The organism is Microbacterium sp. Yaish 1, assembly GCF_002245215.1.
Classification (GTDB): domain Bacteria; phylum Actinomycetota; class Actinomycetes; order Actinomycetales; family Microbacteriaceae; genus Microbacterium.
In genome coordinates this window covers 1,578,066-1,602,174 of record NZ_NPMR01000001.1, presented here as the reverse complement: position 1 = coordinate 1,602,174, position 24,109 = coordinate 1,578,066, and the positions used below count along the sequence as shown (strand labels likewise).

26 protein-coding genes are annotated in these 24,109 nt (G+C 70.3%); 15 read left to right on the top strand and 11 right to left on the bottom strand.

Translation table 11 applies throughout. The features are described 5' to 3' along the window. Positions 1–26: 26 nt before the first annotated feature. On the bottom strand, positions 27–413 hold the full coding sequence (locus CI089_RS07650; RefSeq protein ID WP_256977642.1) for a fluoride efflux transporter FluC: 387 nt from the start codon (positions 411–413) through the stop codon (positions 27–29). After that, a complete protein-coding gene (locus CI089_RS07645; RefSeq protein ID WP_256977640.1) occupies positions 410–814 on the bottom strand; it encodes a fluoride efflux transporter FluC in 405 nt (134 codons plus the stop codon). Before CI089_RS07645 ends, CI089_RS07650 begins: the two co-directional genes overlap by 4 nt. A 116-nt stretch (positions 815–930) precedes the next feature. Here CI089_RS07645 and CI089_RS07640 point away from each other — a divergent pair, with 116 nt between their 5' ends. The 8 genes from CI089_RS07640 (at position 931) to CI089_RS07605 (ending at position 8,997) form a co-directional block, all read left to right on the top strand. Then, complete coding sequence (locus tag CI089_RS07640) at positions 931–2,661, top strand: dihydroxyacetone kinase family protein (RefSeq protein ID WP_094260918.1); 1,731 nt, start codon at positions 931–933, stop codon at positions 2,659–2,661. A gap of 1 nt (position 2,662) precedes the next feature. Further along, positions 2,663–3,118: a ribose-5-phosphate isomerase gene (locus CI089_RS07635; RefSeq protein ID WP_023953069.1), complete on the top strand. Its 456-nt coding sequence runs from the start codon at positions 2,663–2,665 to the stop codon at positions 3,116–3,118. Between the two features lie 10 nt (positions 3,119–3,128). After that, positions 3,129–3,869: a triose-phosphate isomerase family protein gene (locus tag CI089_RS07630; RefSeq protein WP_094260917.1), complete on the top strand. Its 741-nt coding sequence runs from the start codon at positions 3,129–3,131 to the stop codon at positions 3,867–3,869. Positions 3,870–3,900: 31 nt separating this feature from the next. Further along, complete coding sequence (locus CI089_RS07625; RefSeq protein WP_094260916.1) at positions 3,901–4,623, top strand: GntR family transcriptional regulator; 723 nt, start codon at positions 3,901–3,903, stop codon at positions 4,621–4,623. Positions 4,624–4,770: 147 nt separating this feature from the next. Next, positions 4,771–5,664, top strand: a complete 894-nt coding sequence (locus tag CI089_RS07620) for a sugar phosphate isomerase/epimerase family protein (RefSeq protein ID WP_256977638.1) — start codon at positions 4,771–4,773, stop codon at positions 5,662–5,664. A gap of 23 nt (positions 5,665–5,687) precedes the next feature. Further along, the gene (locus tag CI089_RS07615) at positions 5,688–6,659 is read left to right on the top strand and encodes a 3-hydroxyacyl-CoA dehydrogenase family protein (protein WP_094260914.1); all 972 of its coding nucleotides are present in this window, start codon (positions 5,688–5,690) and stop codon (positions 6,657–6,659) included. A gap of 11 nt (positions 6,660–6,670) precedes the next feature. Continuing rightward, positions 6,671–7,441: an SDR family NAD(P)-dependent oxidoreductase gene (locus CI089_RS07610; RefSeq protein WP_094260913.1), complete on the top strand. Its 771-nt coding sequence runs from the start codon at positions 6,671–6,673 to the stop codon at positions 7,439–7,441. Between the two features lie 161 nt (positions 7,442–7,602). After that, positions 7,603–8,997 carry an MFS transporter gene (locus CI089_RS07605; protein ID WP_023953080.1) on the top strand — a complete coding sequence of 465 codons (1,395 nt, stop codon included), beginning with the start codon at positions 7,603–7,605 and terminating at the stop codon, positions 8,995–8,997. Between the two features lie 116 nt (positions 8,998–9,113). Here CI089_RS07605 and CI089_RS07600 read toward each other — a convergent pair whose 3' ends face one another. Continuing rightward, positions 9,114–10,076 carry a DNA topoisomerase IB gene (locus tag CI089_RS07600; RefSeq protein WP_094260912.1) on the bottom strand — a complete coding sequence of 321 codons (963 nt, stop codon included), beginning with the start codon at positions 10,074–10,076 and terminating at the stop codon, positions 9,114–9,116. A 1-nt stretch (position 10,077) separates the two neighbouring features. Then, positions 10,078–10,347, bottom strand: a complete 270-nt coding sequence (locus tag CI089_RS07595; RefSeq protein WP_023953083.1) for a DUF7218 family protein — start codon at positions 10,345–10,347, stop codon at positions 10,078–10,080. A gap of 150 nt (positions 10,348–10,497) precedes the next feature. Between CI089_RS07595 and CI089_RS07590 the strand changes: the two genes are divergently transcribed. The 4 genes from CI089_RS07590 (at position 10,498) to CI089_RS07580 (ending at position 13,946) form a co-directional block, all read left to right on the top strand. Further along, positions 10,498–11,847, top strand: a complete 1,350-nt coding sequence (locus tag CI089_RS07590; protein WP_094260911.1) for an HNH endonuclease signature motif containing protein — start codon at positions 10,498–10,500, stop codon at positions 11,845–11,847. Between the two features lie 197 nt (positions 11,848–12,044). Next, positions 12,045–12,209, top strand: a complete 165-nt coding sequence (locus CI089_RS16430) for a hypothetical protein (RefSeq protein ID WP_023953086.1) — start codon at positions 12,045–12,047, stop codon at positions 12,207–12,209. 175 nt (positions 12,210–12,384) lie between these two features. After that, the gene (locus CI089_RS07585; RefSeq protein ID WP_094260910.1) at positions 12,385–13,335 is read left to right on the top strand and encodes a DUF4097 family beta strand repeat-containing protein; all 951 of its coding nucleotides are present in this window, start codon (positions 12,385–12,387) and stop codon (positions 13,333–13,335) included. Positions 13,336–13,337: 2 nt separating this feature from the next. Next, positions 13,338–13,946 carry a PadR family transcriptional regulator gene (locus CI089_RS07580; protein ID WP_094260909.1) on the top strand — a complete coding sequence of 203 codons (609 nt, stop codon included), beginning with the start codon at positions 13,338–13,340 and terminating at the stop codon, positions 13,944–13,946. 51 nt (positions 13,947–13,997) lie between these two features. Here the strand turns inward: CI089_RS07580 and CI089_RS07575 are convergent, their stop codons facing one another. After that, on the bottom strand, positions 13,998–14,528 hold the full coding sequence (locus CI089_RS07575) for a universal stress protein (RefSeq protein WP_094260908.1): 531 nt from the start codon (positions 14,526–14,528) through the stop codon (positions 13,998–14,000). Positions 14,529–14,676: 148 nt separating this feature from the next. Here CI089_RS07575 and CI089_RS07570 point away from each other — a divergent pair, with 148 nt between their 5' ends. Further along, the gene (locus CI089_RS07570; protein ID WP_023953093.1) at positions 14,677–14,853 is read left to right on the top strand and encodes a DUF3073 family protein; all 177 of its coding nucleotides are present in this window, start codon (positions 14,677–14,679) and stop codon (positions 14,851–14,853) included. A gap of 9 nt (positions 14,854–14,862) precedes the next feature. Here the strand turns inward: CI089_RS07570 and CI089_RS07565 are convergent, their stop codons facing one another. From CI089_RS07565 to CI089_RS07545, 5 genes are all read right to left on the bottom strand, one after another. Continuing rightward, positions 14,863–16,086 (bottom strand): MFS transporter, encoded by a 1,224-nt coding sequence (locus CI089_RS07565; protein ID WP_094260907.1) that lies wholly within the window; start codon positions 16,084–16,086, stop codon positions 14,863–14,865. Then, the gene (purF, locus tag CI089_RS07560; RefSeq protein ID WP_094260906.1) at positions 16,083–17,543 is read right to left on the bottom strand and encodes an amidophosphoribosyltransferase; all 1,461 of its coding nucleotides are present in this window, start codon (positions 17,541–17,543) and stop codon (positions 16,083–16,085) included. The genes CI089_RS07565 and purF overlap by 4 nt, the downstream gene beginning before the upstream one ends. A gap of 6 nt (positions 17,544–17,549) precedes the next feature. Continuing rightward, a complete protein-coding gene (gene purM / locus CI089_RS07555) occupies positions 17,550–18,668 on the bottom strand; it encodes a phosphoribosylformylglycinamidine cyclo-ligase (RefSeq protein ID WP_094260905.1) in 1,119 nt (372 codons plus the stop codon). Positions 18,669–19,055: 387 nt separating this feature from the next. Beyond that, complete coding sequence (gene nagB, locus CI089_RS07550) at positions 19,056–19,841, bottom strand: glucosamine-6-phosphate deaminase (protein WP_094260904.1); 786 nt, start codon at positions 19,839–19,841, stop codon at positions 19,056–19,058. A 51-nt stretch (positions 19,842–19,892) separates the two neighbouring features. Then, a complete protein-coding gene (locus tag CI089_RS07545) occupies positions 19,893–21,038 on the bottom strand; it encodes an ROK family transcriptional regulator (RefSeq protein WP_094260903.1) in 1,146 nt (381 codons plus the stop codon). A 98-nt stretch (positions 21,039–21,136) separates the two neighbouring features. Here CI089_RS07545 and nagE point away from each other — a divergent pair, with 98 nt between their 5' ends. Beyond that, a complete protein-coding gene (gene nagE / locus CI089_RS07540) occupies positions 21,137–23,056 on the top strand; it encodes an N-acetylglucosamine-specific PTS transporter subunit IIBC (RefSeq protein ID WP_094260902.1) in 1,920 nt (639 codons plus the stop codon). Positions 23,057–23,129: 73 nt separating this feature from the next. Further along, positions 23,130–23,741, top strand: coding sequence for a zinc-binding alcohol dehydrogenase (locus CI089_RS07535; protein ID WP_094260901.1), 612 nt, complete (start codon positions 23,130–23,132; stop codon positions 23,739–23,741). Between the two features lie 20 nt (positions 23,742–23,761). Here CI089_RS07535 and CI089_RS07530 read toward each other — a convergent pair whose 3' ends face one another. Then, entirely contained in the window at positions 23,762–24,085 is a 324-nt protein-coding gene (locus CI089_RS07530) for a potassium transporter Trk (protein WP_094260900.1), read from the bottom strand. Between the last annotated feature and the right edge of the window lie 24 nt (positions 24,086–24,109).

Here is a 24,109-nt window from a genome sequence, read left to right as displayed (position 1 = left end):
CACGGGGCCGTCGACGAAGCGTGGGCTCAGCCTGGGAGCAATCCCCCGATGACGATGCCGATCGCTGCGGCGACGACGGCCATGGCGAAGGTGCCGACGAGGTTGACGATCGCCCAGTCGCGGCGGCCCCGCCGCGCCAGTTGGAGCGTCTCGACCGACACCGTGCTGAACGTCGTGTATCCGCCGAGCAGCCCGACCCCGAGCACGGCCAGCCAGTCGGGCGCGACGAGCGTGCCGAGCCCCGTCAGGAATCCCAGGAGCCCGGAGCCGGTGACGTTGATGATCAGGATGCCGACGGGGAAGGCGTCTCGCCGGCCGCGCGTGAGGACGACGTCGAGGACGTATCGGATGCCGGCTCCGGCACCGCCCGCGACGACGAGGGCTACCAGCATCCCGCCGCTCACCCCGTTCATGCCGCCCCCTCTTCGCGACGGGTACCGAGGGCCAGCCCGAGTGCCGCAGCGACGAGTCCGCCCACGAGGCTCACCACGACGAGGGCCAGGCCCACGACGGGCGCGGCGGTGGCGACCTGGATGGACTGCACCGCGAAGGCGCTGTATGTCGTGAAGCCGCCGAGCACACCGGTGCCCGCGAACGCGCGGAGCCGCGGCCGGCTGACCGCCCACCGGCCGACGACGACGCCGAGCAGGAAGGAGCCGAGCAGATTGCATCCGAGCGTCAGAGCGGGCACCGCGAGGGGGTGAGCCCATCCCGTGAACGGAAGAGTCAGCGCGGCTCGCACGGCGACGCCGGCCGCACCGCCGATCACGACGAGGACCAGCGTGAGCGGCGAGATGCGCGCCCGCTCGACCACGTCGCCACCGTAGACCCCCGGATACACGGACCGATGCCGCCACTCCGGGTCGCGCCTGAGCTCGTTTCCTATAGGATCGACGAAAGGTCCGCTCCCCCGACGCAGAGGAGAACGCAATGACGCGTCTGTTCAACGACCCCGACGAGTTCGTCGAGGATTCCGTCGCCGGCTTCGTCGCGGCATCCGCCCGGTGGGTCCGCCCCGTCACGGGAGGCGTCGTCCGCTCGACCCGCGGCGCGGAGCCGACGGTCGCTGTCGTCGTGGGGGGCGGCAGCGGCCACTACCCCGCGTTCGCGGGGCTCGTCGGCCCCGGCCTGGCGCACGGCGCGGTCATGGGCAACGTGTTCGCGTCGCCCTCGGCCCACCAGGTGCGATCCGTCGCGAAGGCCGCGCACGAGGGCCGCGGGGTACTGCTCAGCTACGGCAACTACGCCGGCGACGTCCTGCACTTCACCCAAGCCCAGGACCGCCTTCGCGAGGCGGGCATCGACTGCCGCACCGTAACGGTCACCGACGACATCTCCAGCGCCCCCGCTCATGAGCGCGAGAAGCGGCGCGGCATCGCCGGCGACCTCGTCGTCTTCAAGATCGCCGGCGCGGCCGCGGAGGAGGGCCTCGACCTCGACGACGTCGAGCGCCTCGCCCGGCTCGCCAACGACCGCACCCGCTCGCTCGGGGTCGCCTTCGGCGGCTGCACGCTCCCCGGCGCGACCGAGCCGCTCTTCACCGTGCCCGAGGGACGCATGGCGGTCGGTCTCGGCATCCACGGCGAACCCGGTATCGACGAGGTCGACATCCCCACCGCCGCCGAGCTCGCGCAGCTGCTCGTCGAGCGCCTGCTCGAAGAACGACCGGACGGCGCCGCTCCGACCGGTCGCGTCGTGCCGATCCTGAACGGTCTCGGCTCCGTGAAGTACGAGGAGCTCTACGTCGTGTACGCGGCCGTCGACCGCCTGCTGACCGAAGCGGGAGTCGAGGTCGTCTCGCCCGAGGTCGGCGAGTTCTGCACGAGCTTCGACATGGCGGGCGTCTCGCTCACCCTCCTCTGGCTCGACGACGAGCTCGACCGGCTGTGGCACGCCGCATGCGACACCCCGGCGTTCCGTCGCGGCTCGATCGACGGCCGCGTCGCGGTGGCCGCTGCCGACGATGACGATGACGATGACGACGAGAGGCAGGCGATCGCGCCCGCATCCGAGGCGTCGCGCCGCGCGGCCGCCGTCGCCGCCCGCGCCCTCGACGCCGTCGCGGCGATGCTCGACGACCAGGCCGAGGAGCTCGGACGCATCGACCGCATCGCGGGCGACGGCGACCACGGCATCGGCATGCAGCGCGGCAGTCGCGCAGCCGCGGCCGCCGCCTCACGCGCCGTCGCCGCCGGCGCGGGCGCCCGGACGGCGCTGCAGCACGCCGGCGACGCATGGGCCGACAAGGGCGGCGGCACGTCGGGCGCGATCTGGGGCGAGATGCTCCTCGACCTCGGCGCGGCCCTCGGCGACGACGACGCGGTCGACGCCGCCCTGCTGTCCGCGGGCGTCGGGCGCATGAAGGATGCCGTGATGTCGTTCGGCAAGGCCACGGTCGGCGACAAGACGATGATCGACGCGATCGTGCCGTTCGCCGACACGCTCCGCGACCGACTCGCCCAGGGCGATGCCCTGCTCGACGCGTGGGCCACCGCCGCCGACGCCGCACAGGCCGCCGCCGAGGCGACCGCCCAGCTCACCGCCCGGCTCGGTCGTGCCCGTACGCACGGCGACCGGAGCCTCGGCACCCCCGACCCCGGCGCGGTCTCGTTCGCGCTGGTGACCCGCACGGTTCTCGATGTCCTGAAGGAGGACGCCTGACATGGCACTGCGACTGATCGTCGGCTCGGATGACGCCGGCTACGAGTACAAAGAACGCATCAAGGCCGACCTGGAGGCGAACCCCCTCGTCGCCGAGGTCATCGACGTCGGTGTCGACGCCGACAGTCACACCAACTACCCCGCGGTCGCGACGGCCGCCGCGGAGCGCGTGCGCGACGGCGAGGCCGACCGCGCGATCCTCATCTGCGGCACGGGGCTCGGAGTCGCGATCGCGGCGAACAAGGTCACCGGCATCCGCGCCGTGACGGCGCACGACTCGTACTCGGTCGAGCGATCGATCCTGTCGAACGACGCCCAGGTGCTCTGCATGGGCCAGCGCGTCGTGGGAATCGAGCTGGCGCGGCGGCTCGCGGCGGAGTGGCTCACCTACACCTTCGACACCTCGAGCGCCTCGGCCGAGAAGGTGCGCGAGATCTGCGCGTACGAAGAGGGGTGAGGTCCGCCCGATGATCATCGGCGCGAGCCTCAAGACCTACTTCACGCACGCCCGCACGTTGACCTGGGTGTCGGAGGTCGCGGCGATCCTCGAGGAGCACGCGGCGCGCGACCGCGTCACGGCTTTCGTCGCACCCCAGTTCCCCTCGATCCCCGGCGCTCTCGAACGCGCGGGGCGCCTGGCGATCGGGGCGCAGGACCTCGCCGCCCATGACGCCGGCGCCTACACCGGTGAGGTCTCGGGAGCGGTCCTGGCCGAGCTCGGATGCCGCTACGCCGAGGTCGGCCATGCCGAGCGGCGCCGTCTGTTCGGCGAAACCGAGAGCGTGGTGTCCGCGAAGACTCATGCGGCGCTGCGGAACGGGCTCGTCCCGGTCGTCTGCGTCGGCGAGGAGGACGAGGCGGGGATCGACGCCGCGATCTCGACGTGCGCGCAGCAGGTGCGCAGCGCCCTCGCGGATGCCGACGGCGCGGGCGCCACCGGCGCGGTCGTGATCGCCTACGAACCGCTGTGGGCGATCGGCGCTCCGGCGCCCGCCACATCCGATCACATCCGGTCGGTCTGCTCGGGCCTGCGATCTCGAATCGCCGCCGCCGATCGCGAGATCTCGATCATCTACGGCGGCAGTGCGGGGCCGGGGCTGCTGTCGACCATCTCGGACGACGTCGACGGCCTGTTCCTCGGCCGGTTCGCGCACGACCCGCGCGCAGTTCGTGACATCCTCGATGAGGTGGACGCCCTCTCGGGGTGAGGTGCGCTCCGTGCGAACCGGAAGAGGGACGATGACCGCATCACGGGACGGCAACCTGCGGGGACTCGATGCGACGATCGAGCGGCGCGGCCTGCGCGATCACGTCTACGAGCGCATCCTCCAGCTGCTGCTCAGCGGCGAGGCCGTCCCGGGTCGCCGCCTGTCTATCGACACCATCGCGCGCCAGCTCGACGTGTCGCAGACCCCGGTGCGCGAAGCGCTCGTGCAGCTCGAGCGCACCGGACTCGTCACGCGCGAGGCGCTGCGGGGCTACCGCGTCGCACCGCCCCTCGGGCTCGACCAGCTGCGCGAGCTCTTCGACGCCCGCATCATGCTCGAGACGCATGCCACGCGCCTCGCGACGCCCGCATCCCCCGAGATGATCGACGAGCTCCGCGCCGCCGAGGAAGAGCACCGCAGCATCGGCAAGCGCGTCATCGAGGCCCTGAACGCCGGGACGGCCGACCTCGAGCTGACCGCGGCCTACTTCGTCGCGGACGCCGCGTTCCATCGGGTCGTGTTCGACCATTGCGGCAACCGGTATCTCACCGAGATGTCCGAGACCCTCGGAGCCCAGCTGCACCGGATGCGGCAGTCGGTCCGGCACGGTGTGACCGACGTGCGCGAGGCGATCGCCGAGCACGAGGCTCTCGTCGACGCGTTCGCCACGGACGACCCCGACGCCCCCGAGCGATCGATGCTCCACCACCTCGAGCAGGTGCGCCAGCGATCGCTCGGACTCGAGCAGGCCTGAGCCCCTCGCCGCGAACTCCCTCTTGCAGCGTTCTCTATTTCCTATAGGATCTACGGGAGTCCTCAGCCGGACCCGCTCGCCAATGGAGTCGCCATGAATGCACCGTCGCACCCGTCCGCCCCTACGCCCGGCCCGATCGCGGTCTGCATGCACGGCTTCGCCCCGGTCGCCGCAGACGGAACGCGTCTGCACGACGCACCCGCCGAGACCTGGGACGACATGTTCGCGCAGGTCGAGCGGCTCGGCTTCACCGCGATCGAGATCGCGGACAGCCACATCCGCCCGTCCGAACTGACCGCGTCCCGCCGCGCTGAGCTGACGTCGATCGCGACGAGCCACGGGATCGAGCTCGTCTCGGTGCACGTGCAGCGCCAGAGCGTCATCCAGCCGGGCAAGGGCGAAGAGAACCTCGCGTACGCGCACCGCGCCATCGACGCCGCGGCCGAACTGGGCATGCGCGTGTTCTCGACCGGCCTTCACCAGCCCTTCAGCGAGGCGCAGCGCGCGGCCCTGTGGTTCTGGACCGCGCCGGGCCCGGTCGACCCGGATGACGCCGACACCCGCGCGCTCGCGGTGCGCCGGCTGCGCGAACTCGGCGAGCACGCGGCATCCGTCGGCCTGCCGATGTCGCTGGAGATGTACGAGGACACCTACCTCGGTACCGCCGACAGCGCGGTGCGCCTCATCGAGGAGATCGGGCTCGACAACGTCGGCCTCAACCCCGACATCGGCAACCTCGTGCGCCTGCACCGTCCCATCGAGGACTGGCGCGAGATGCACGAGAAGACCCTCCCCTACGCGAACTACTGGCACATGAAGAACTACGCGCGCGACGAGGCGGCCGACGGCAGCTGGCAGACCTCGACGCCGACGAGCATGGAGCTCGGCCTCATCAACTACCGGGCGATGGTCGCCCGCGCGCTCGAGCTCGGGTTCCGCGGCCCGTTCCTCATGGAGCAGTACGGCGGCGACAGCCTCGGCGTCTGCGCCCGCAACCGCGACTACCTGACCTCCCTGCTTCCGGCGACCGCCGGAGCCTGACCGACACCGACGAGGAGAACGTCATGACCGAGAACGAACGCCCCGTGTACGCGGTGGTGGGCAGCGGCTACATGGGCGGCGGCATCGCGCAGTCGCTCGCCCTGTCCGGCGCCGACGTGCGCATCGCCGACGTCGACATCGAGGTCGCCCGCGGCAACCGCGACCGCCTCATCGCCGAGGCCGCGCAGTTCGCCGCCGACGGCCTGTTCCCCGCCGACGCCAGCGCCGTCATCGCGGAGCGCATCACGGCGATGACGATCGAGGATGCCGTCGCCGGCGCCTCCTTCATCGAGGAGGCCGTGCCCGAGAAGATCGAGATCAAGCACGCGACCCTCCGCCGCATCTCGGCTGCGGCCGCGCCCGACGCGATCATCGGCAGCAACACCTCGACGATCCTCATCGGACGCCTCGCCGAAGCCGTGACCGAGCCCGGCCGCTTCCTCGGCGTGCACTTCTCGAACCCCGCCCCCTTCATCCCCGGCGTCGAGCTGATCCCGCACGCCGGCACCGACGAGACGGTCCTCCCCGTCGTCGAGGCCATCGTCGCCGCGACGGGCAAGGAGACGGCCCGAGTGAAGGATGCGACCGGGTTCGTGCTCAACCGCCTGCAGTACGCGCTCTTCCACGAAGCCACGCAGCTGGTGGAGGAGGGCGTCGCCACGCCGGAGGACATCGACACCATCGTGCGCACGACCTTCGGCTTCCGCCTGCCGTTCTTCGGGCCGTTCGCGATCGCCGACATGGCCGGACTCGACGTGTACGCCTTCTGCTACGCGTCGCTGCAGACGGAGTTCCCCGAGCGGTTCGCGACACCGCCCATCCTCGACCAGCTCGTCTCGGCCGGGAAGCTCGGCACGAAGTCCGGCGCCGGGTTCCTCGACGTCCCCGCCGAGCGCACGCCCGAGCTCATCGCCTACCGCAACAAGGCGTACGTCGCGATGAAGAAGCTCATCGACGAGCTCGGCCCCGCCCCCATCCACCCCGCACAGGACTGAGAGAACACGCCATGGCATCCGTCTTCCCCGCTGAGCGCACCGTCATCCTGACCGGCGCCGCGAGCCCCCGGGGCATCGGCCGCACGACGGCCTTCCACCTGGCCGAACGCGGCTGGCACATCGGCATCGTCGACGTCGACGCCGCGGCCGCCGAGCGCACCGCCGCCGAGGTCGCCGAGGCCCACGGCGTGCGGGCCGTCGGCGTCGGCGCGAACGTGGCCGACCGCGAGCAGGCCGTCGCCGCGATCGACACGCTCGAGGCGTCGCTGCCGCAGATCGTCGCCCTCGTGAACTTCGCCGGCGTCTCGTCCCCCATCCCCTACCTCGAGGTCACCCCCGAGGAATGGCACCGCGTCGAGTCGATCAACCTCGACGGCGTGCACTGGGTCACCCAGCGCGTCGCCCGCACCCTCGTCGCGAACGGCGTGGGGCGCCTCGTGGGCATCTCGTCGGTGTCGGCGCAGCGCGGCGGCGGCACCTTCTCGAAGACGCCCTACTCGGCGGCGAAGGCGGGCGTGATCGGCCTGATGCGCTCGGTCGCCCGCGAGCTCGGCCCGCTCGGCATCACGGCGAACGTCATCTCGCCCGGCCCGATCGACACCGACATCATGGGCGGAACGCTGACGGAGGAGCGCAAGGAGGCGATGGCCGCCGACGGCGTCCTGCCGCGCATCGGCACCCCCACCGACATCGCCGCGGCGGTGGCCTACCTGATCAGCGAGGACGCCGGATTCGTGACGGGCCAGACCCTGAACGTCGACGGTGGCCTCTACATGCACTGAGACTCCCGTGAACCGCAACTGGTCCCGCGGACGCCTCGGGTTCCTGGCCATCGGGGTGATCTGCGTGGTCGTCGGCCTCGTCCTGATCATCCCCTCACTCGGCGGCTGAACCGCCGCCTCGTCACCCCGTCACACCCACACGAACTCGAAGGAGAGTCACTGTGTCCTCATCGGACTACGGTCCCGCCACGCGGGCCAACGTCACGGTCGCGAATGAGCTGCTGAGCAGCCCGCACCTGGCGAGCGGCATCAAGAAGGCCACCTACCGGCTCATGCCGATGCTCATCATCCTGTACTTCGTCGCGTTCCTCGATCGCACGAACGTCGGGTTCGCCGAGTCCGCCCTCGAGGTCGACCGGGGCATCTCCGCGGGGGCCTACGCTCTCGGTGCCGGCATCTTCTTCATCGGCTACGCCCTCTTCGAGATCCCCTCGAACCTGCTGCTCGACAAGTTCGGTGCGCGCTTCTGGCTCGCCCGCATCGCGGTGACCTGGGGCATCGTCGCCTCGCTCTTCGCCTTCGTCAACGGCGAGACGATGTTCATCGTGCTGCGCTTCCTCCTGGGCGTCACGGAGGCGGGCCTCTTCCCCGGCGTCATCATGTTCCTCGCGCAGTGGTTCCCCAACAAGCGCCGCGTGCAGATGTTCGCGCTGTTCTACCTCGCGCAGCCCTTCTCGCAGATGCTCGGCGCCCCGCTGTCGGGCGGGCTGATCAGCATCGGCGACCAGGTCACCCCGTGGGCCGGCTGGCAGGTGATGTTCTTCGTCGAGGGCATGATGGCGGTCGTCGCCGGTATCGCGGCGCTGTTCTTCCTCGTCGACTCACCGCAGAAGGCGAAGTTCCTCGATGACGACGAGAAGGCCGCGCTGAAGGCGGTGATGGAGCACGAAGACACGGTGAAGGAATCCGATGGGCCCCGCGGCATCGGCGCGGCGCTCATCAGCTGGAAGGTCTGGTACTTCACCGTCATCTACTTCTGCCTGCAGATCGCCGTCTACGGCACCACGTTCTACCTTCCGCAGCAGGTGTCGAACCTCATCGGAGAGTCGGTCGGCTGGCAGGTCGGCCTCGTGTCCGCCATCCCGTGGGCCGTCGGCCTGTTCGCCTGCTACTACGTCGGCAAGCACGCCGACACCGTGCGCCGGCGTCGCGTCTGGGGTGCTCTGTTCTTCCTCGTGACGGGTTCGGCCATCCTCGTGTCGGCGTGGGCCGGAGCCAACGGGCAGGGCCTGCTCGGCATCATCGCGATCACCGTCGCGGTCGCCGCGTTCCTCTCGACGGGCCCCATCACCTGGTCGTTCCCGACCTCGTTCCTCACCGGCGCCGCGGCCGCCGCCGGCATCGGCCTCATCAACTCCCTCGGCAACCTGGGCGGCTTCGTCGCCCCGATCATGCGCACGGGGATCAACGAGGCCGTCCCGACCGAGAGCGGAGCCTGGGGCGTGGTGTCGCTGGGTCTGTTCGCGTTCCTCGCCGCCGTCATGATGTGGGCGACCCGGTTCTTCAGCTCGAAGGCCGACGCCCTCCTGACCTCGGGAGAGCCCCAGCGCCGCTGACGCGTCGCGCGTTTCGAACGGCCCGGTGTCGCCTCGTGCGGCCCGGGCCGTTTCGGCGTGGCGGCTCGGCGTGGCGGTTCGGCGTGGCGGTTCGGCGTGCTCGCGCGAGCCGCGCGTCAGCCGAGGACGAGCGAACGGATGGCCGTCTCGGGCGAGACCGTCGTGTCGAGCAGCATCCCCGAGCGATAGCGTTCGAACACGCGCGGGTCGATGTACGAGCTGCGCGCGACCGCGGGGGTGTTCCCCAGCGCCGTCGCGGCGGCGCGCACGGCTTCGACCTCGGCCTGATGCACGGCCCGGGCCGTCTCAGCGATGCCGATGCGTGCGAGGGCGTCCGCCGCGACGACGGTGCCCCGGAGAGTGCGGAAGTCCTTGGCGGTGAATGGGCCGCCCGTCAGCGCACGGACATACGCGTTGACGTCGTTCGGGGTGAGCGGCACCCGCCGGCGCTGCCGCTGCCACGCGAGCAACGGCGACGAGGGCCGCCCCTCGATCAGCAGCATGATCGCCGTCGCGAGATCGGGGTCGGGGATCTCGAGCGCCTGCCGCTGCCCGCTCTTGCCCGAGAAAGCCAGGCTCACGACGGTGTCGGCCACCGAGGCGTCGCGGCGCCGGAGCGTCGTCAGCCCGCGGCTGCCGTGCTGCAGCAGGTAGCGCTGCGAACCGATGCGCAGCGCCGACCGGTCGAGCAGCCGGAATGCCGCGGCGAGGACGCGCTCGCGGTCGAGGTCGGTGCGCCGCAACGACGCGGTCGCCCGGGATCGGGCGCGCGGCAGGGATTCGGCGAGCTGCAGCGCGCGGGCGTACTTGCCCTTGTCGCGACTGCGGGTCCAGTCGGGGTGGTAGATGTACTGTCGGCGGCCCGCATCATCGGTTCCGACGACCTGGATGTGCCCCTGCGGATCCGCGCAGATCCAGACGTCCTTCCAGGCAGGCGGGATGACGATGCTTCGGATGCGGGCGAGGTCGCGCCGCCCGACCGCCCCGCCGTCGGCATCCGTATACCGGAAGCCCTTGCCCGAGCGGATACGCCGGATGCCGGCATCCACATCGGGCCGGACCCGGACGAGTCGGGCCACCTCAGTGGTTGCGCAGCATCGAGATGATCTGCGCCTTCTTCTTGCCGGAGTACCCGGAGATGCCGAGTTCCTTGGCGCGCTTCTTCAGCTCATCGACGGTCCAGTCCTCGTAGTCGCCGGACTGCCCGCCCCGGCTGCCGACCTTCTTGCGGCCGTCACGGGCGGCGGCGTTCGAGATGCGAGCGGCCTTCTCCTTCGAGGCACCGTCCTCGCGCAGCTCCTCGTAGAGCTCGGGGTCTTTGAGACTGTTCGATCCGCGTCCCTGTGGCATTGCGGTCTCCCCTCTTCGTCAGGCCGAGATTACGACCGTCGCGAGGGTCGTCGCAGGTGCTTGACAGGCATTCGCGGGAGGGCGTAACCCTGCGTGGCGCTCCTGTGGATAGTCGGGCGCGATGTCGGAGGTGCGTGGCAAAATTAGAACATGTATTCGAACGATGGGTATGGCGGCGGGATCGGCAGCGACGGTGACGTCGACGTCCTCGCTCAGCTCGTCGCGGATGCCGAGGGAGCGGCGGATGCTGCGCGGTTGGCGCAGATTCGTGAGGTTCGGGTGCTCGCGGCAGCGGGGGTTCTCGCGGAGAAGCAATCAGCGGGCGCGTCGGAGAAGGTCAGGGCGCGGGAGATGGCGCTTCGCGGGATCGCCGCCGAGCTCGCTGGGGTGTTCGTCACGACCGACCGGACCTTGCAGCGGCGGATCGACGAGGCGCGAGATCTGGTCGAGAACTATCCGGTGACGATGGCGGCGTGGGAAGACGGGCGCATCGTCCGCGGCCACGTCCGGGTCATCCAGGAGGTCGGGTGCCTCGTGCCCGCGGCGGAACGGGCGGAGTTCGAACGCGCCGCGATCGAGCGCTGCCAGGGCGAACGGCCCAACCGGGTGCTGGAGGCACTGCGGATGATCGCCGAACGCATGCACCCGCGGAGCTTCACCGAGCGGCACGAAGAAGCCTCGGCGGGACGGTGCGTGCGGGTGCAGCCCAGTTCGGATGGGATGTCGGACCTGATCGCGACGCTGCCGACTGTGATCGCCGACGGGATCGTGGACCGGCTCACGCGGCAGGCACGGGACATCATCAACGCACGGGCACAGGCCGACGAAGTTGTCGACGCCGGAACCGGCGACGGGTCATCGTTCATCGACGATGCCCGAACGATCGACCAGGTCCGCGCCGACGTGTTCTCCGACCTGCTGCTCGCCGGAACGCCCGCCCTCGACCCCACCGCGACCAGTGACGGCGACGGAACGCTCGGAGCGATCCGCGCACACGTGCAAGTCGCGGTATCCGCGCTGACACTGATGGGCCAGGATGATGGGCCCGCCGACCTGGCCGGCCGCTCCCCCATCGACGCCGCGACCGCGCGCGAGCTCGCGGGCAACGCGACCTCGTGGGACCGGCTGCTCACCCACCCCGTCACCGGAACCGTGCTGGAGTGCGACAGCTACCGGCCTACCGCCGCGATGATCAGACTGCTGCGGGCGCGGGACCGGCACTGCCGGTTCCCCGGATGCCGACAACCCGCCATCAGGTGCGAACTCGACCACACCATCGCCGCCTCCGACGGCGGAGCCACGCACGTGTGCAACCTCGCCAACCTCTGCAAACGACACCACGACGTCAAACACCACACCCGATGGCGAGTACGACAACTCCCGGGCGGGCGGCTCGTGTGGACCTCACCCACCGGACGGGTCTACCGCGAAGACGCACCACCACCACTCGTCGCCTTCACCATCGCCGCGCCACCCGACCCCGGGCCTCCGCCGTTCTGACGAGTCCACCGGGTGAGGTGCGTGCGCCCTGCGCGCTCGCGCGTGCCCGCGTCGCGCACGGGCAGTACCACCGCAGTGAATCGATCGTCAAGGCCTCGGCACTTACGCTCGGCATTCTCTAACGTTGCGGTCAGCCCTTCACGGGGTCGGAACGTCTCGCAGTGGGACGGACATTGGGAGACAGACAAGGAGCCCCCATGAACATCTTCCTCATCATCATCATCGTCGTTGCGATCGTGCTCGCGATCGTCAGTGGCCTGAACAGCGCCCTGAGCTGGCTGCTCTGGGTTGCTCTGATCGTCGGTGTGATCGCGCTCATCGCGTTCCTCTTCCGAGTGATCAGCGGCAACAAGCGCGTCTGACCGCCGCGCTGCGCGAACGCCTCCGCCTTCGGCGGGGGCGTTCTGCATTTCCGGAGCCGCACGGCGACGTGCTCCGAGGACCTCTGGACGAATCGCGATATATCGTGTTACCGTCAGCACACGCGATATATCGCGAATAGTTCGCGGCAGCCGTCGCCTGAGAGAGGGAAGCGCCATGACACTGCAGAAATGGATCGTCCACCCCGACGAGACGCGGGTGATCGACATCGACGACATCCGCAAGCTCAAGGTGAGCATGGTCGGAGGTCAGATCGACATCGTCGCCCACGACGAACCGGGCGTCCGCATCGAGGTGCACGCCGTCACCGGCAAGGATCTCCGTATCGAAGCGACCGGCGACGTCGTCGAGATCGACCACCCGCAGCTGCGCTGGGACAACTTCACGCAGGTCTTCCGCAACTTCGGGTCGTCCGGGCCGAAAGCCGAGATCAGCGTCGCCGTCCCGCGAGGCACCGACCTCACGCTCGGCGTCGTCAGCGCGAGCGCGCTCGTGTCGGGTCTCACGGCCGATGCGCGGGTGAACACCGTCTCGGGCGACATCATCATCGACGGGATCACGGGCGACGTGAACGCCAACGCCGTCTCGGGCGACGTACAGGCTCGCGAGCTGACCGGAGCGCTCACTGCGAAGTCCGTGTCGGGCGACGTGTCGGCGATCGGCACCTTGCGCGCGGCTGACATCGACACCGTGTCGGGCGCCATGCTCGTCGACTCGTCCGGTCCGATCCAGTCGATCACGCTCCACACCGTGGGCGGCGACGCGACCGTGCGCCTCGACGAGAGCCTGCCCGCGAACTACCAGGTGCGAAGCGTCAGCGGACGCGTGCTCATCGACGGGGTCGTGCGTTCCGGTCAGGGCGCCGGGCCGCTGACGAGCTTCGCCGGCTCGACCGGTGAACTCAGCGGATCGTTCGTAGATGTCCGCACCAACTCGGTCTCGGGCGACCTGACCGTTCTGCGGCGCGCGGCATCCACCGCCACCGACGTCACCGCCAGCAGCACGCCCGAAGTGGCGGGCGAAGCGGCGCCCACCACCCCGGCCGAGCCCACCCCCGCTGAGCCCACCCCGGCCGAAGACGACGCGGACCGCCGCGAGGAGCACTGACGATGCCGCCCGTCTTCTCCCACGGCGACCTGCGCCTCTACCTGCTGTCGCTGCTCGACGAGTCGCCGCGCCATGGCTACGACCTCATGCAGGCCCTGACCGAGCGCACCGGCGGGACGTACTCGCCGAGCGCCGGCACGATCTACCCCCGCCTGGCCAAGCTCGAGGACGAGGGACTCGTGACCAAGACCGTCGACGGTCGCAAGACGATCTACGAGATCACGGATGCCGGTCGCGACGAGCTCTCGGCCCGCCGCCATGACCTCGACGGCATCCAGGCCGGCCTGGCGGACAGCATCCGCCTCATCGCCGACGAAGTCCGGGGCAGTGTGCGCGCCGCGATGAAGAGCCTCCAAGCCGACCTCGCGGCGGCCGCGAACCTCGATCACGAGACGGCCACGCGTCCGTCGCCGACCGAGAACCCGCGCGCCGAAGCCCGCGCGCAGGCGCAGCGGGCGGATGCCGCGATCGCCGAGTTCCGTGCGAACGTCAAGGCCGACCTGCGCTCGCACATCGCGCGCGACGGCGACGTCACGGCATCCGTCGTCGACGACCTCGTCGGAGCGCTCGCCCGGACCCGTGAAGACATGCTGCGCGCCCTGCGGGGCTGACGACGCGCGATGCCGCGTCGCACCGCGACGAGGACCTCTGCTCCGGGCCGCTCAGGGCTCGGGCCAGAGGTCCTCGTCGTCTGCGACGGTCTGCCCCTGCGGCACCACCAGGATCGGGCGCTGCTGACGATGTGCGAGCCGCGCCGCCACCGAGCCCGTGAAGAACTCGCGGATCGACTCACCGATGCCGCGGCGGCGCGTACCGACCACGAGCAGCTTCGCGTCGAGCCGGTCGGCGAGGTGCTTGATCGCGAGCGCCGGGTCTCCGACGAGCTGATGCACGGTCCACTCCACGGAGGACGACCGGAGCGCCTCCGCCGCGGCCGCTCGGATCTGCTCGAGCTGCGCCGCGCTCGAGACCGCCCCGAGGTCGATGGGAGCCGTGTGGACGTAGCCGTCGGGGTCCTCGTAGGTCACGAACCGCGTGACGTCGACGTGCACGATGACGAGCCCGACGCCGAGCATCGAGGCGTATCGGGCCGCTTCGACCACGACGCGGGGCGACTGCCCGGGGATGACTCCCGCGATGACGGGCGTCGACGGCAGGCGGCTCTCGTCGCCTGCGGAGTGCTGATCGGCCATGGTCGCCCCCTGTCTCAGCGGCGGCACCGGCGATGGCTCGGGGCCCCCGTGTTATTCTTGATGCTACTCTTCCCCGGCGCAGCGCCGGATCGTGAAATGCTCCGGGCACCGCTGAACAGCCCGTGACTCAGAAATGAGGGGGTCTCGCATGGGGCGTGGCCGTCAAAAGGCGAAGCACACCAAGATCGCGCGTGAGCTGAAGTACGACACCTACAATGTCAACTTCTCCTCGCTCGAGAAGGAGCTCGCTCATTCCGACGACGATCAGTACGTCGACAAGTGGGCTGACCAGTACTCCGACGAGTACGAGGACGAGAAGGCCTGACCGGGCTCATCACCATGCGCCGTGGCGCTGCTCCCACTCGTCCTCGATCGTGTGGGGACGCGTGACGACGATCCCCGCGGGGATCGCAGCGAGTATCAGCACACCGACCATGATGAGCGGGGCCGTCCAGTCGCCCGTCGCTTCGTGCAGGAGCGCGAACGAGATGGGGAACACCGCTGCCACGGCGTAGCCGACGCTCTGCGCGAATCCGCTCAGAGCGACAGTGCCCTCGTGCGTCCTCGCCTTGCGCTGGATGAACACCAGCGCAGCCGGGAACAGCATCTGCGGCGTGCCCAGCAGCACGACCCACAGCACGACCGCTGACCCCGGCGCGAGAAGCAGCCCCGCGACGGCGACGAGCCCGGCCGACGCCGCGACGGCGTAGATCACGCCGAGCCGCTGCCAGCGCGTGATGACGAGCGGCACGATGATCGACCACGGCAAGCCCATCGCGCCGAACAGCGCGAGGAGCGAACCGGCGGCGGCATGGGATACGCCCGCGAGGTCTACGAGGATGATCGGCAGCCACGCGAACGACGCGTAGACGCTGGATGCCGACACCGCGAAGGTGACGGCGACGGCCCACGCCATCGGCAGGCGCACGAGGCGGCTGAGCACGTTCGGCGACGGGGGCGGGGCGATGACGGCATCCGCCGTGGCCGCCGCGACGCGCGACCGGCGCAGCGTCACGAGCCAGGGGATCACCGCGAGCACGGCGAACACCGACCACAGTCCGAGGGAGAACCGCCATCCCGCTGTGTCGGCGATCGGCACCGCGACGAGCGGCGGCACGAAAGCCGCGACGGCCAGCATCGTCGAGTACACCGCGGTCATCGTGCCGACCCGGTCGGGGAAGTACGTCTTGATCAGCGGCGGCAGCACGACGTTGCCGATGCTGATCGCGGCGAACAGCACGGTCGTGGCGATCAGCAGGATGCCGGCATCCGGCGCGAGCGCGCGACCGAGCAGCGCAGCCGCCGCGACGACCATCGCGGCGACGGCCAGTCGCTGCAGGCCGAACCGCCGCTCGAGGATCGGGGTGATGACCCCGAACACCGCGAAGCACACCGGCGGCGCCGCGCCGATGAGGCCGGCCACCCACGACGGCACGCCGAGGTCCGCGTCGATCTCGGTGAGGATCGGCGACAGCGACGCAACGGCCGAGCGCAGCGAGAAGGCGACGAGGATGACGCCGAGGAACGCGAGGACGCGCCCCCGCCAGAGCGAAGTCACGACTGCTGGGTGCCCTCGACCCAGTTCAGGTACTCCTCGCTCACGGTTCCCGTGACATAGCGTCCGTCGAAGCAGCTCATGTCGAGGTCGACGATGTCCGTTCCCTCGACGATCGCGGCCTTCAGGTCGTCGATCTCCTGGTAGACGAGATAGTCGCAGCCGAGCTCCTCGGCGATCTCGGGGATCGTCCGGTCGTGCGCGATCAGCTCGTGACGCGAGGGCATGTTGATGCCGTAGACGTGCGGGTAACGCACGGGAGGCGCAGCCGACGCGAACGTGACGCTCTTGGCACCGGCATCCCGGGCCATCTGGATGATCTCCTTCGACGTCGTGCCGCGCACGATCGAGTCGTCGATGAGGAGGACGTTCTTGCCCTTGAACTCGCTCGACATCGCGTTGAGCTTCTGGCGCACGCTCTTCTTGCGCACGGCCTGGCCCGGCATGATGAACGTCCGGCCGACGTAGCGGTTCTTGTAGAAGCCCTCGCGGTACTCGATGCCGAGCTTGCGCGCGACCTGCATCGCCGCGGGACGCGACGAATCAGGGATCGGCATGACGACGTCGATCGCGCCCTGAGGGGTGTACTTCGCGATCGTGTCGGCGAGACGCTCGCCCATGCGCAGGCGGGCCTCGTAGACCGAGATACCGTTCATGATCGAGTCGGGGCGGGCGAGGTACACGTACTCGAACGAGCACGGTGCGAGCTGCGTCTGCTGCGCGCACTGACGCGTGTGCAGCGTGCCCTCGGCGTCGATGAACACCGCTTCGCCGGGCTCGATGTCGCGCACGACCTCGAAGCCGCCGTTCTCGAGCACGAGCGACTCGGATGCCACGGTCCACTCGTCACGGCCGTTCTCGGCCCGGCGGGTGCCCAGGATGAGGGGACGGATGCCGAACGGGTCGCGGAAGGCCAGCAGGCCGTGCCCGGCGATCAGGGCGATCGCGGCGTACGAGCCCTCGACTCGCTCGTGCACGCGCTCGACGGCCTGGAAAACCTGGTCTGGGTCGAGGTCGAGGCCCGAGATGGTGGCCTGCAGCTCGTTGGCGAGCACGTTCACCAGCAGCTCGGTGTCGGAGCTCGTGTTGAGATGGCGGCGATCCTTGCGGAACAGCTCGTCGGTCAGCTCGCGCGTGTTGGTCAGGTTGCCGTTGTGCACCAGCACGATGCCGTACGGGGCGTTGACGTAGAAAGGCTGCGCCTCTTCTTCGCTCGACGCCGTGCCCTTCGTGGCGTAGCGGACGTGGCCGAGTCCGATGTTGCCGAGCAGCGAACGCATGTCGCGGGTACGGACCGCCTCGCGCACCTGGCCGTTGGCCTTGAAGATGTGGAAGACGCCGCTGTTCTCAGCGGTCGCGATGCCGGTCGAGTCCTGGCCGCGGTGCTGCAGCAGCAGGAGGGCGTCGTAGATCTCCTGGTTCGCCGGGGACTGCCCGACGATTCCGACGATTCCGCACATAGGGGGTCAGTTAACTCCTGCTTCGCGGTACCCGCCGACGAGGCGCACGGCCCCGCCGTCGACGCCCTTGGCGCCCTGCTCGTAGTCGCCCGCGGGACGCGGACCCGTCGAGACGACACCGACCTGCCAGGTGTCGATGCCGTCCGCGCGAAGCGCCGCGATCGCGGCATCCGCTGCCGCCGGCGACACGACGGCGAAGAAGCCGATGCCGAGGTTCCAGGTGCCTTCGGTGCGCTCGAGCTCGAGGCCGCCGAGGTCGGCGAGCACGCGGAAGACCGGCGACGGCGACCAGGTCGCGCGATCGACGTCGACCCACGTGTCCTTCGGCAGGACGCGCGCGAGGTTCGCGGCGATGCCGCCGCCCGTGACGTGGCTGAGGGAGTGGATACCGTCGCCGAGCTCGCCGATCAGGCGCAGCAGCGGCGAGGTGTACAGGCGCGTCGGCTCGAGCAGCTGCTCGCCCCAGGTGCGGCCGAAGTCGGCGGCCTGGTCGCCGTAGCCGATGCCCGCGCCCGTGATGATGTGGCGGATCAGCGAGTAGCCGTTGGAGTGCGGGCCGCTCGAGGCGAGGGCGAGCACGATGTCGCCGTCCTGCACCCGATCGGCGCCCAGCACCTGCTCGGACTCGACGACACCGGTCGCGGCACCCGCGACGTCGTAGTCGTTCACGCCCAGCAGGCCCGGGTGCTCGGCCGTCTCGCCGCCGACGAGCGCGGTGCCCGTGGCCGAGCAGCCGTCGGCGATGCCGCGCACGATGTCGGCGATGCGCTCGGGCACGACCTTGCCGCACGCGATGTAGTCGGTCATGAAGAGCGGCTTCGCGCCGACCACGACGATGTCGTCGACGACCATGCCGACCAGGTCCTGCCCGATCGTGTCGTGCTTGTCGATGGCCTGCGCGATCGCGACCTTCGTGCCGACGCCGTCGGTCGAGGTCGCCAGCAGCGGCTTCGTGTAGCCGAGCAGCGCGGTCGCATCGAAGAGGCCGGCGAAACCGCCGACACCCCCGAGGACTTCGTCGCCGTGGGTTCGCCGGACCGCCGACTTCATCAGTTCGACGGCGAGGTCTCCCGCCGCGGTGTCGACGCCGGCTTGGGTATAGGGATCAGTGGGACTCGAGGCCACGGCATCCAGAGTACCGGCCCGCGGGGCGGCCGAGCGCCGGGCGTGTCTCGCGGGCCTGAATCGGCCGCTTCGGCGGGGCTCGCGGGCGTGCCGCAAACAGGCTCAGGCGGGCCGACGGCCCTCAGCGGCGCGGCGAGGCGCAGCTCAGCCTGTCGGCGGGACAGTCGGTCGGGCGGCCCAGGGCCCCACCGAACCACGCACCCCCGGCTTGCCCTACCGCCGGACCAGCCGCGCCGACGCCGCGAGCCGTGCCGCGAACAGGCTCAACCGCACCGAACCCCGCCTGGCGGGCGGCTTGCGCCGCTCAGCCTGTTCGCGGCGCAGCAAGCCCGAGCCTCGGCTGCGGGCTCGCCGCGGTCGGCGCTCGCGGGTCGCAGAGGTCCCGGGTCAGATGCCCTGCCAGGCGGGCTTGTTGGCCCACGCGTGCCGGTAGTAGCGCGTCTGGGCGAGGGCGCTTGCGGCGGCCTCGTCGATGACGACGGTGACATGCGGATGCAGCTGCACGGCCGAGCCCGGCGCCGAGGTGCTGACCGGTCCCTCGACGGCCGCGGCGACGGCATCCGCCTTGGCTTCGCCGAAGGCGAGCAGCACGAGGTGGCGCGCGCGCAGGATGGTGCCGATGCCCTGGGTGATGCAGTGCATCGGCACGTCGTCGGGCGAGTCGAAGAAGCGCGCGTTGTCGGCCCGCGTCTCCTCGGTGAGCGTCTTCACGCGCGTCTCCGAGGCGAGGGAGCTGCCCGGTTCATTGAAGCCGATGTGCCCGGTGCGGCCGATGCCGAGGATCTGCAGGTCGACCCCACCGGCGGCCCGGATGGCGGCCTCGTACTGCTCGCCCGCCGTCTCGATGCCGTCGAGGTCGCCGTGCGGCACCTCGATGCGGGCCGGATCGAACCCGACGGGCTCGACGACCTCGCGCTCGATGACGCTGCGGTAGCTCTCCGGGTGGCCAGCGGGGAGCCCGACATACTCATCGAGCGCGAACCCGCGCACGCGCGAGACGTCGATGTCCTCACCGCGCACGCGCTCGGCGAGGTGCCGGTACACCGCGAGCGGCGTCGACCCGGTCGCGAGTCCCAGCACGGCATCCGGACGCCGACGGATGAGGTCGACGATCGCGTCGCCGACGAGTCGGCCCGCCTCCTGCTCGCTGGGGACGATGACGACTTCAGCCATGGCTCTTCCTTCTTTCGGGGGTCGGTTGGAGGGCGGATTCCGCGCCGCGGGTCAGGTGAGTCCCAGGGTCTCCGAGAGCACGAGGGCCGCCGCTCCCCGGAGCCGGAGGTCGCCGTGCGTCTCGGCGAGGCGCACGGTCAGGTCGTCGAAGAGGATCGGCAGCACGCGGGCTGAGATCGCGTCGCGCGCAGCGCCGATGAGCTCACCATCGATCAGCTCGGCCGGCCCGCTCAGCACGACATCCGTCAATCCGAGTGTCGCGACGAGCGGTGACAGCGCGACGCCGAGGCACCGCCCCGCCTCGTGGCGAACGAGCAGCGCGGCCTCGGCGTCGGGCGCCGCGGCGAGCCGCGCCTCGAGCTTCGGCACCGAGAGCCAGGCCTCGAGGCATCCGGTCCGCCCGCACGCGCAGACGGGCCCCTCGCCCTCCGTCACGACGACGTGGCCGATCTCGCCCGCAGCCCAGTTGCGTCCGTGGACGACCGCGCCGTTGATGATGACCGCGGCTCCGACGCCGGCGCCGATCCGGACGAGCAACAGGTCGTGGTCGACCTTGCCGAAGCTCAGCTCGCCCATGCCGGCGGCGTTGAGCCCGTTGGTGACCGAGACCGGCAGACCGGTGCGCTCGAACAGGATGCCGCGGAGCTCGACGTCGCGCCAGTCGAGGTGCGACGACTCGCGGACGACCCCCGCGCCGTCGACGACCCCCGGCGTCGAGACGCCGATCCCGAGGATGGGGGCCTCGGCTGCGCGCACGAGCCGATCGATGAGGTCACCGAGCACGGCGAGCGCCTCCGGCCCGGTCGCGCCGCGTCGCTCGACGACCTCGCGGGCGATCACACCTCCGCCGAGGTCGACGACCGCACCCTCGATCGTGTCGCCGCTCGAGATCGACACGGCGACCACGTTGCGCGACGACCGCGACAGCGCGAGCGCGCGAGAGGGCGCGCCGGGCCCCGACCGGTGTCCACGGCCGCTCTCGACGACGAGCTGCTCGTCGACGAGCTCACCGACCAGATCGGAGATCGTCACGCGGGAGAGCCCGGTCGCACGCGCGATGTCCGCGCGCGACAGCCCTTCCTCGCGGTGGAGCGCCTGCAGGACGAGGCGACGGTTGTTGCTGCGGGCATCCTCGGGACGGATGCGGCGGCCGCGCGCCCTCGGCGAAGCAGCGCCTTCCGCTGACGTCGTAGTCATACGTTCCCCGATCGAGTACAGTTCCCGAGAAATAATTCGGAAACGTTCTTAACCAATACTGTCAGAACCCCGTTCCCTCGCGCACATCGGAGTGACCCGTGAAATTCTTCCAACGACTCGGCCGGTCGATCATGCTGCCGGTCGCCGTGCTCCCCGTCGCCGCCATCCTCATGGGAGTCGGCAACTGGATCGACAAGGCAGCAGGCGAGAACATCGTCTCGGCGTTCCTCCTCGCCGCCGGTGGCGCCGTCCTCGACAACATGGCACTCCTCTTCGCCATCGGCATCTCGATCGGCATGGCCGACAAGTCCGACGGCACCTCGGCCCTCGCCGGCCTCGTCTCGTGGCTCACCGTCACGACGCTCCTCGCCCCCGCCACGGTCGCGCAGTTCTTCGGCATCGCCGACGTCGCCGACGTCGATCCGGCGTTCGGGAACATCAAGAACGTCTTCGTCGGCATCATCTGCGGCCTCATCGGGGCGTGGGCCTACAACCGCTTCAAGGACGTCAAGCTCCCCGACGCCCTGTCGTTCTTCTCCGGCAAGCGCTCGGTCGCGATCGTCACGGCGGGCATATCTCTCGTCGTCGCCGTCGTGCTGCTGTTCGTGTGGCCGTTCGTCTACGGCGGTCTGGTGACCTTCGGTGAGTGGATCGCCACCCTCGGCCCCGTCGGCGCCGGGCTCTACGGGTTCCTCAACCGCCTGCTCATCCCGTTCGGCCTCCACCACGCCCTGAACTCGGTGTTCTGGTTCGACGTCGCCGGGATCAACGACCTCAACAACTTCCTCGGCGGCGCGAACGGCGACGGCGTCTACGGCGTGACGGGTCAGTACATGACCGGCTTCTTCCCGATCATGATGTTCGGCCTGCCGGGCGCCGCCCTGGCGATGTACGTGACCGCCAAGGACAAGCGCAAGAAGGTCGTGGCGGGCATCCTGCTCTCGTCGGCCGTCGCCGCGTTCTTCGTCGGCATCACCGAGCCGCTCGAGTTCTCGTTCATGTTCCTCGCGCCGTGGCTGTACCTCGTCCACGCGGTCTTCACCGGCATCTCGGTCTTCATCGCGGCGCTGCTTCCGACCCGGATGGGCTTCGGCTTCTCGGCGGGCTTCATCGATCTGGTGCTGGGCTGGTTCAACCCGCTGGCGCAGAACCCCTGGATGATCCCCGTGATGGGCGTGTTCTGGTTCGTCGTCTACTTCGTGGTGTTCCGGTTCCTCATCCTGAAGTTCCGGCTCAAGACGCCGGGCCGCGAGGACGACGACGCGCTCGACGCGGATGCCGCGACCGCGGGCCGCGACGCGGGCTACGGCCCCACCGCGGAGAAGATGATCGCGGGCCTCGGCGGTAAGGAGAACATCGTCCAGCTCGACAACTGCGCGACCCGCCTGCGGCTCGAGGTCGCCGACACGTCGCGCGTCGACAGCGATGCGCTCAAGCGCGCCGGCGCCGCGGGCACGATGATCTCGGGCGCGAAGTCGGTGCAGGTGGTCTACGGACTCAACGTGCAGTTCGTGAAGGACGCGATGGACGACGTGCTCGCCGGACGCGAGGTCGAGCCGCCCGCGGCATCCGCGTCGCCGCAGGCCGACGGGGCGGTGACGACCACCGCTCCCGCCGTCGTGCGGCTGCGCCAGCCCATCGCCGGCGCGGTCGTGCCGCTCGCGCAGGTTCCCGACCCGATGTTCTCGCAGGGGACGATGGGCCCCGGCCTCGCGATCGACCCGTCCGGAGACACCGTCGTCGCCCCCGCAGACGGCACCGTGACCACGGTGTTCCCGACCGGTCACGCCGTGGGCATGACCCTCGACGACGGCACCGAGCTGCTGATCCACGTGGGCATCGACACCGTCGACCTGAAGGGCCGCGGGTTCCAGGCACTCGTCCAGCAGGGTGAGGGCGTGCACGCGGGGCATCCGTTGCTCCGCATCGACACGGGCGTCATCCGCGGCGCGGGATACTCCCCCATCACGCCGGTCATCGTGCTGAACAACGAGCACGCGTCGATCGAGTTCGAGTGACGCCTCGGCCGGTGTCGAGCGTCATCGCCTCGGCACCGGCCGCACCCCGTCACCCCCGCTCTAAACTGGCGCCATGAGCGCGGCGAAGTCTCCCGAGTGGGTGGTGCGGGAGGATGCCGCGCCCTCGGTCGTCGTCGCGCTGTACCTGCGCCAGGTGCTCGGCATCCGCACTCCGGACGAGCTGCCGCACCTGCGCGGCATCGAGCCGGCATCCGTCGAGCGCGACCCCGAGACGCAGGCCGAGCTCGAGCGGCAGTGGCGAGCGTACTGGGAGATGACGGTCGAGCCGCTCGCGCATCCCTCCCCCGTGCCGCTCGATCTCGTCGACGGCTTCGACACGCTCGTCGCGCTGCCGACCGAGGGATTCGAGCGGCTCGAGCACGAGATGCGGCCGCATGCGGCCGAGGCTGTCGCCTTCGCGCGTGACGTGCACGCCCGGTACACCTCGCGCTCGTCGGGAGCCGGCGCCGTCGCCTACCGCGCGTACGCCGGGGCGCTCGCGCAGCACGAACGCCGTATCGGCCGGCGGGCGCACTCGTTCGAGCTGAACGTGCAGGTGCTGCCGCTGAGCCAGCGCGGCGTGTGGTGGATCGGCGCGCTCACGATCGCCGTCACCGACGGGCTGCGCAGCGACGTCGTGGCCTTCGACGCCGCGATCGCACCGATCATCGCCGAGATCGCCTGACCCGCGGAGCGAGCCCGGCGTCAGGCGTCGTCGACGGTGCGCACGCGCTCGTGCAGGATACGCACCTCGCGCGTGCGCCGACGCGCGGCGCGGTCGAGCACGAGGGCGATGACGCCCGCGATCGCCATGCAGACGGGGATGGCGCCGAGCGCGATGAATCCGAACACCTGCCCCGCCGAGTACTGCAGGCCGGTGTTGGTGCTGACTCCCTCGTCCGGGATGCCGAACGTCAGGGCCAGCGCGGCGATGATGCCCGCCGCGGCGCCGAGCAGGAGGAACACGCTGTACTTGGGCACGCGACGCACGCGCGCCGACTCGACCCGTTCGGTGATCTCCTCAGCCATGACTCCATTGTCGCACCGCCCGAG

Excerpts from the sequence above, each read along its gene's own strand:
- CI089_RS07650 (WP_256977642.1), bottom strand. The coding sequence starts at position 413 with ATGAACGGGGTGAGCGGCGGGATGCTGGTAGCCCTCGTCGTCGCGGGC.
- CI089_RS07640 (WP_094260918.1), top strand. The coding sequence starts at position 931 with ATGACGCGTCTGTTCAACGACCCCGACGAGTTCGTCGAGGATTCCGTC.
- CI089_RS07635 (WP_023953069.1), top strand. The coding sequence starts at position 2,663 with ATGGCACTGCGACTGATCGTCGGCTCGGATGACGCCGGCTACGAGTAC.
- CI089_RS07630 (WP_094260917.1), top strand. The coding sequence starts at position 3,129 with ATGATCATCGGCGCGAGCCTCAAGACCTACTTCACGCACGCCCGCACG.
- CI089_RS07625 (WP_094260916.1), top strand. The coding sequence starts at position 3,901 with ATGACCGCATCACGGGACGGCAACCTGCGGGGACTCGATGCGACGATC.
- CI089_RS07620 (WP_256977638.1), top strand. The coding sequence starts at position 4,771 with ATGCACGGCTTCGCCCCGGTCGCCGCAGACGGAACGCGTCTGCACGAC.
- CI089_RS07615 (WP_094260914.1), top strand. The coding sequence starts at position 5,688 with ATGACCGAGAACGAACGCCCCGTGTACGCGGTGGTGGGCAGCGGCTAC.
- CI089_RS07610 (WP_094260913.1), top strand. The coding sequence starts at position 6,671 with ATGGCATCCGTCTTCCCCGCTGAGCGCACCGTCATCCTGACCGGCGCC.
- CI089_RS07595 (WP_023953083.1), bottom strand. The coding sequence starts at position 10,347 with ATGCCACAGGGACGCGGATCGAACAGTCTCAAAGACCCCGAGCTCTAC.
- CI089_RS07590 (WP_094260911.1), top strand. The coding sequence starts at position 10,498 with ATGTATTCGAACGATGGGTATGGCGGCGGGATCGGCAGCGACGGTGAC.
- CI089_RS16430 (WP_023953086.1), top strand. The coding sequence starts at position 12,045 with ATGAACATCTTCCTCATCATCATCATCGTCGTTGCGATCGTGCTCGCG.
- CI089_RS07585 (WP_094260910.1), top strand. The coding sequence starts at position 12,385 with ATGACACTGCAGAAATGGATCGTCCACCCCGACGAGACGCGGGTGATC.
- CI089_RS07580 (WP_094260909.1), top strand. The coding sequence starts at position 13,338 with ATGCCGCCCGTCTTCTCCCACGGCGACCTGCGCCTCTACCTGCTGTCG.
- CI089_RS07575 (WP_094260908.1), bottom strand. The coding sequence starts at position 14,528 with ATGGCCGATCAGCACTCCGCAGGCGACGAGAGCCGCCTGCCGTCGACG.
- CI089_RS07570 (WP_023953093.1), top strand. The coding sequence starts at position 14,677 with ATGGGGCGTGGCCGTCAAAAGGCGAAGCACACCAAGATCGCGCGTGAG.
- purF (WP_094260906.1), bottom strand. The coding sequence starts at position 17,543 with ATGTGCGGAATCGTCGGAATCGTCGGGCAGTCCCCGGCGAACCAGGAG.
- nagB (WP_094260904.1), bottom strand. The coding sequence starts at position 19,841 with ATGGCTGAAGTCGTCATCGTCCCCAGCGAGCAGGAGGCGGGCCGACTC.
- CI089_RS07545 (WP_094260903.1), bottom strand. The coding sequence starts at position 21,038 with ATGACTACGACGTCAGCGGAAGGCGCTGCTTCGCCGAGGGCGCGCGGC.
- CI089_RS07535 (WP_094260901.1), top strand. The coding sequence starts at position 23,130 with ATGAGCGCGGCGAAGTCTCCCGAGTGGGTGGTGCGGGAGGATGCCGCG.
- CI089_RS07530 (WP_094260900.1), bottom strand. The coding sequence starts at position 24,085 with ATGGCTGAGGAGATCACCGAACGGGTCGAGTCGGCGCGCGTGCGTCGC.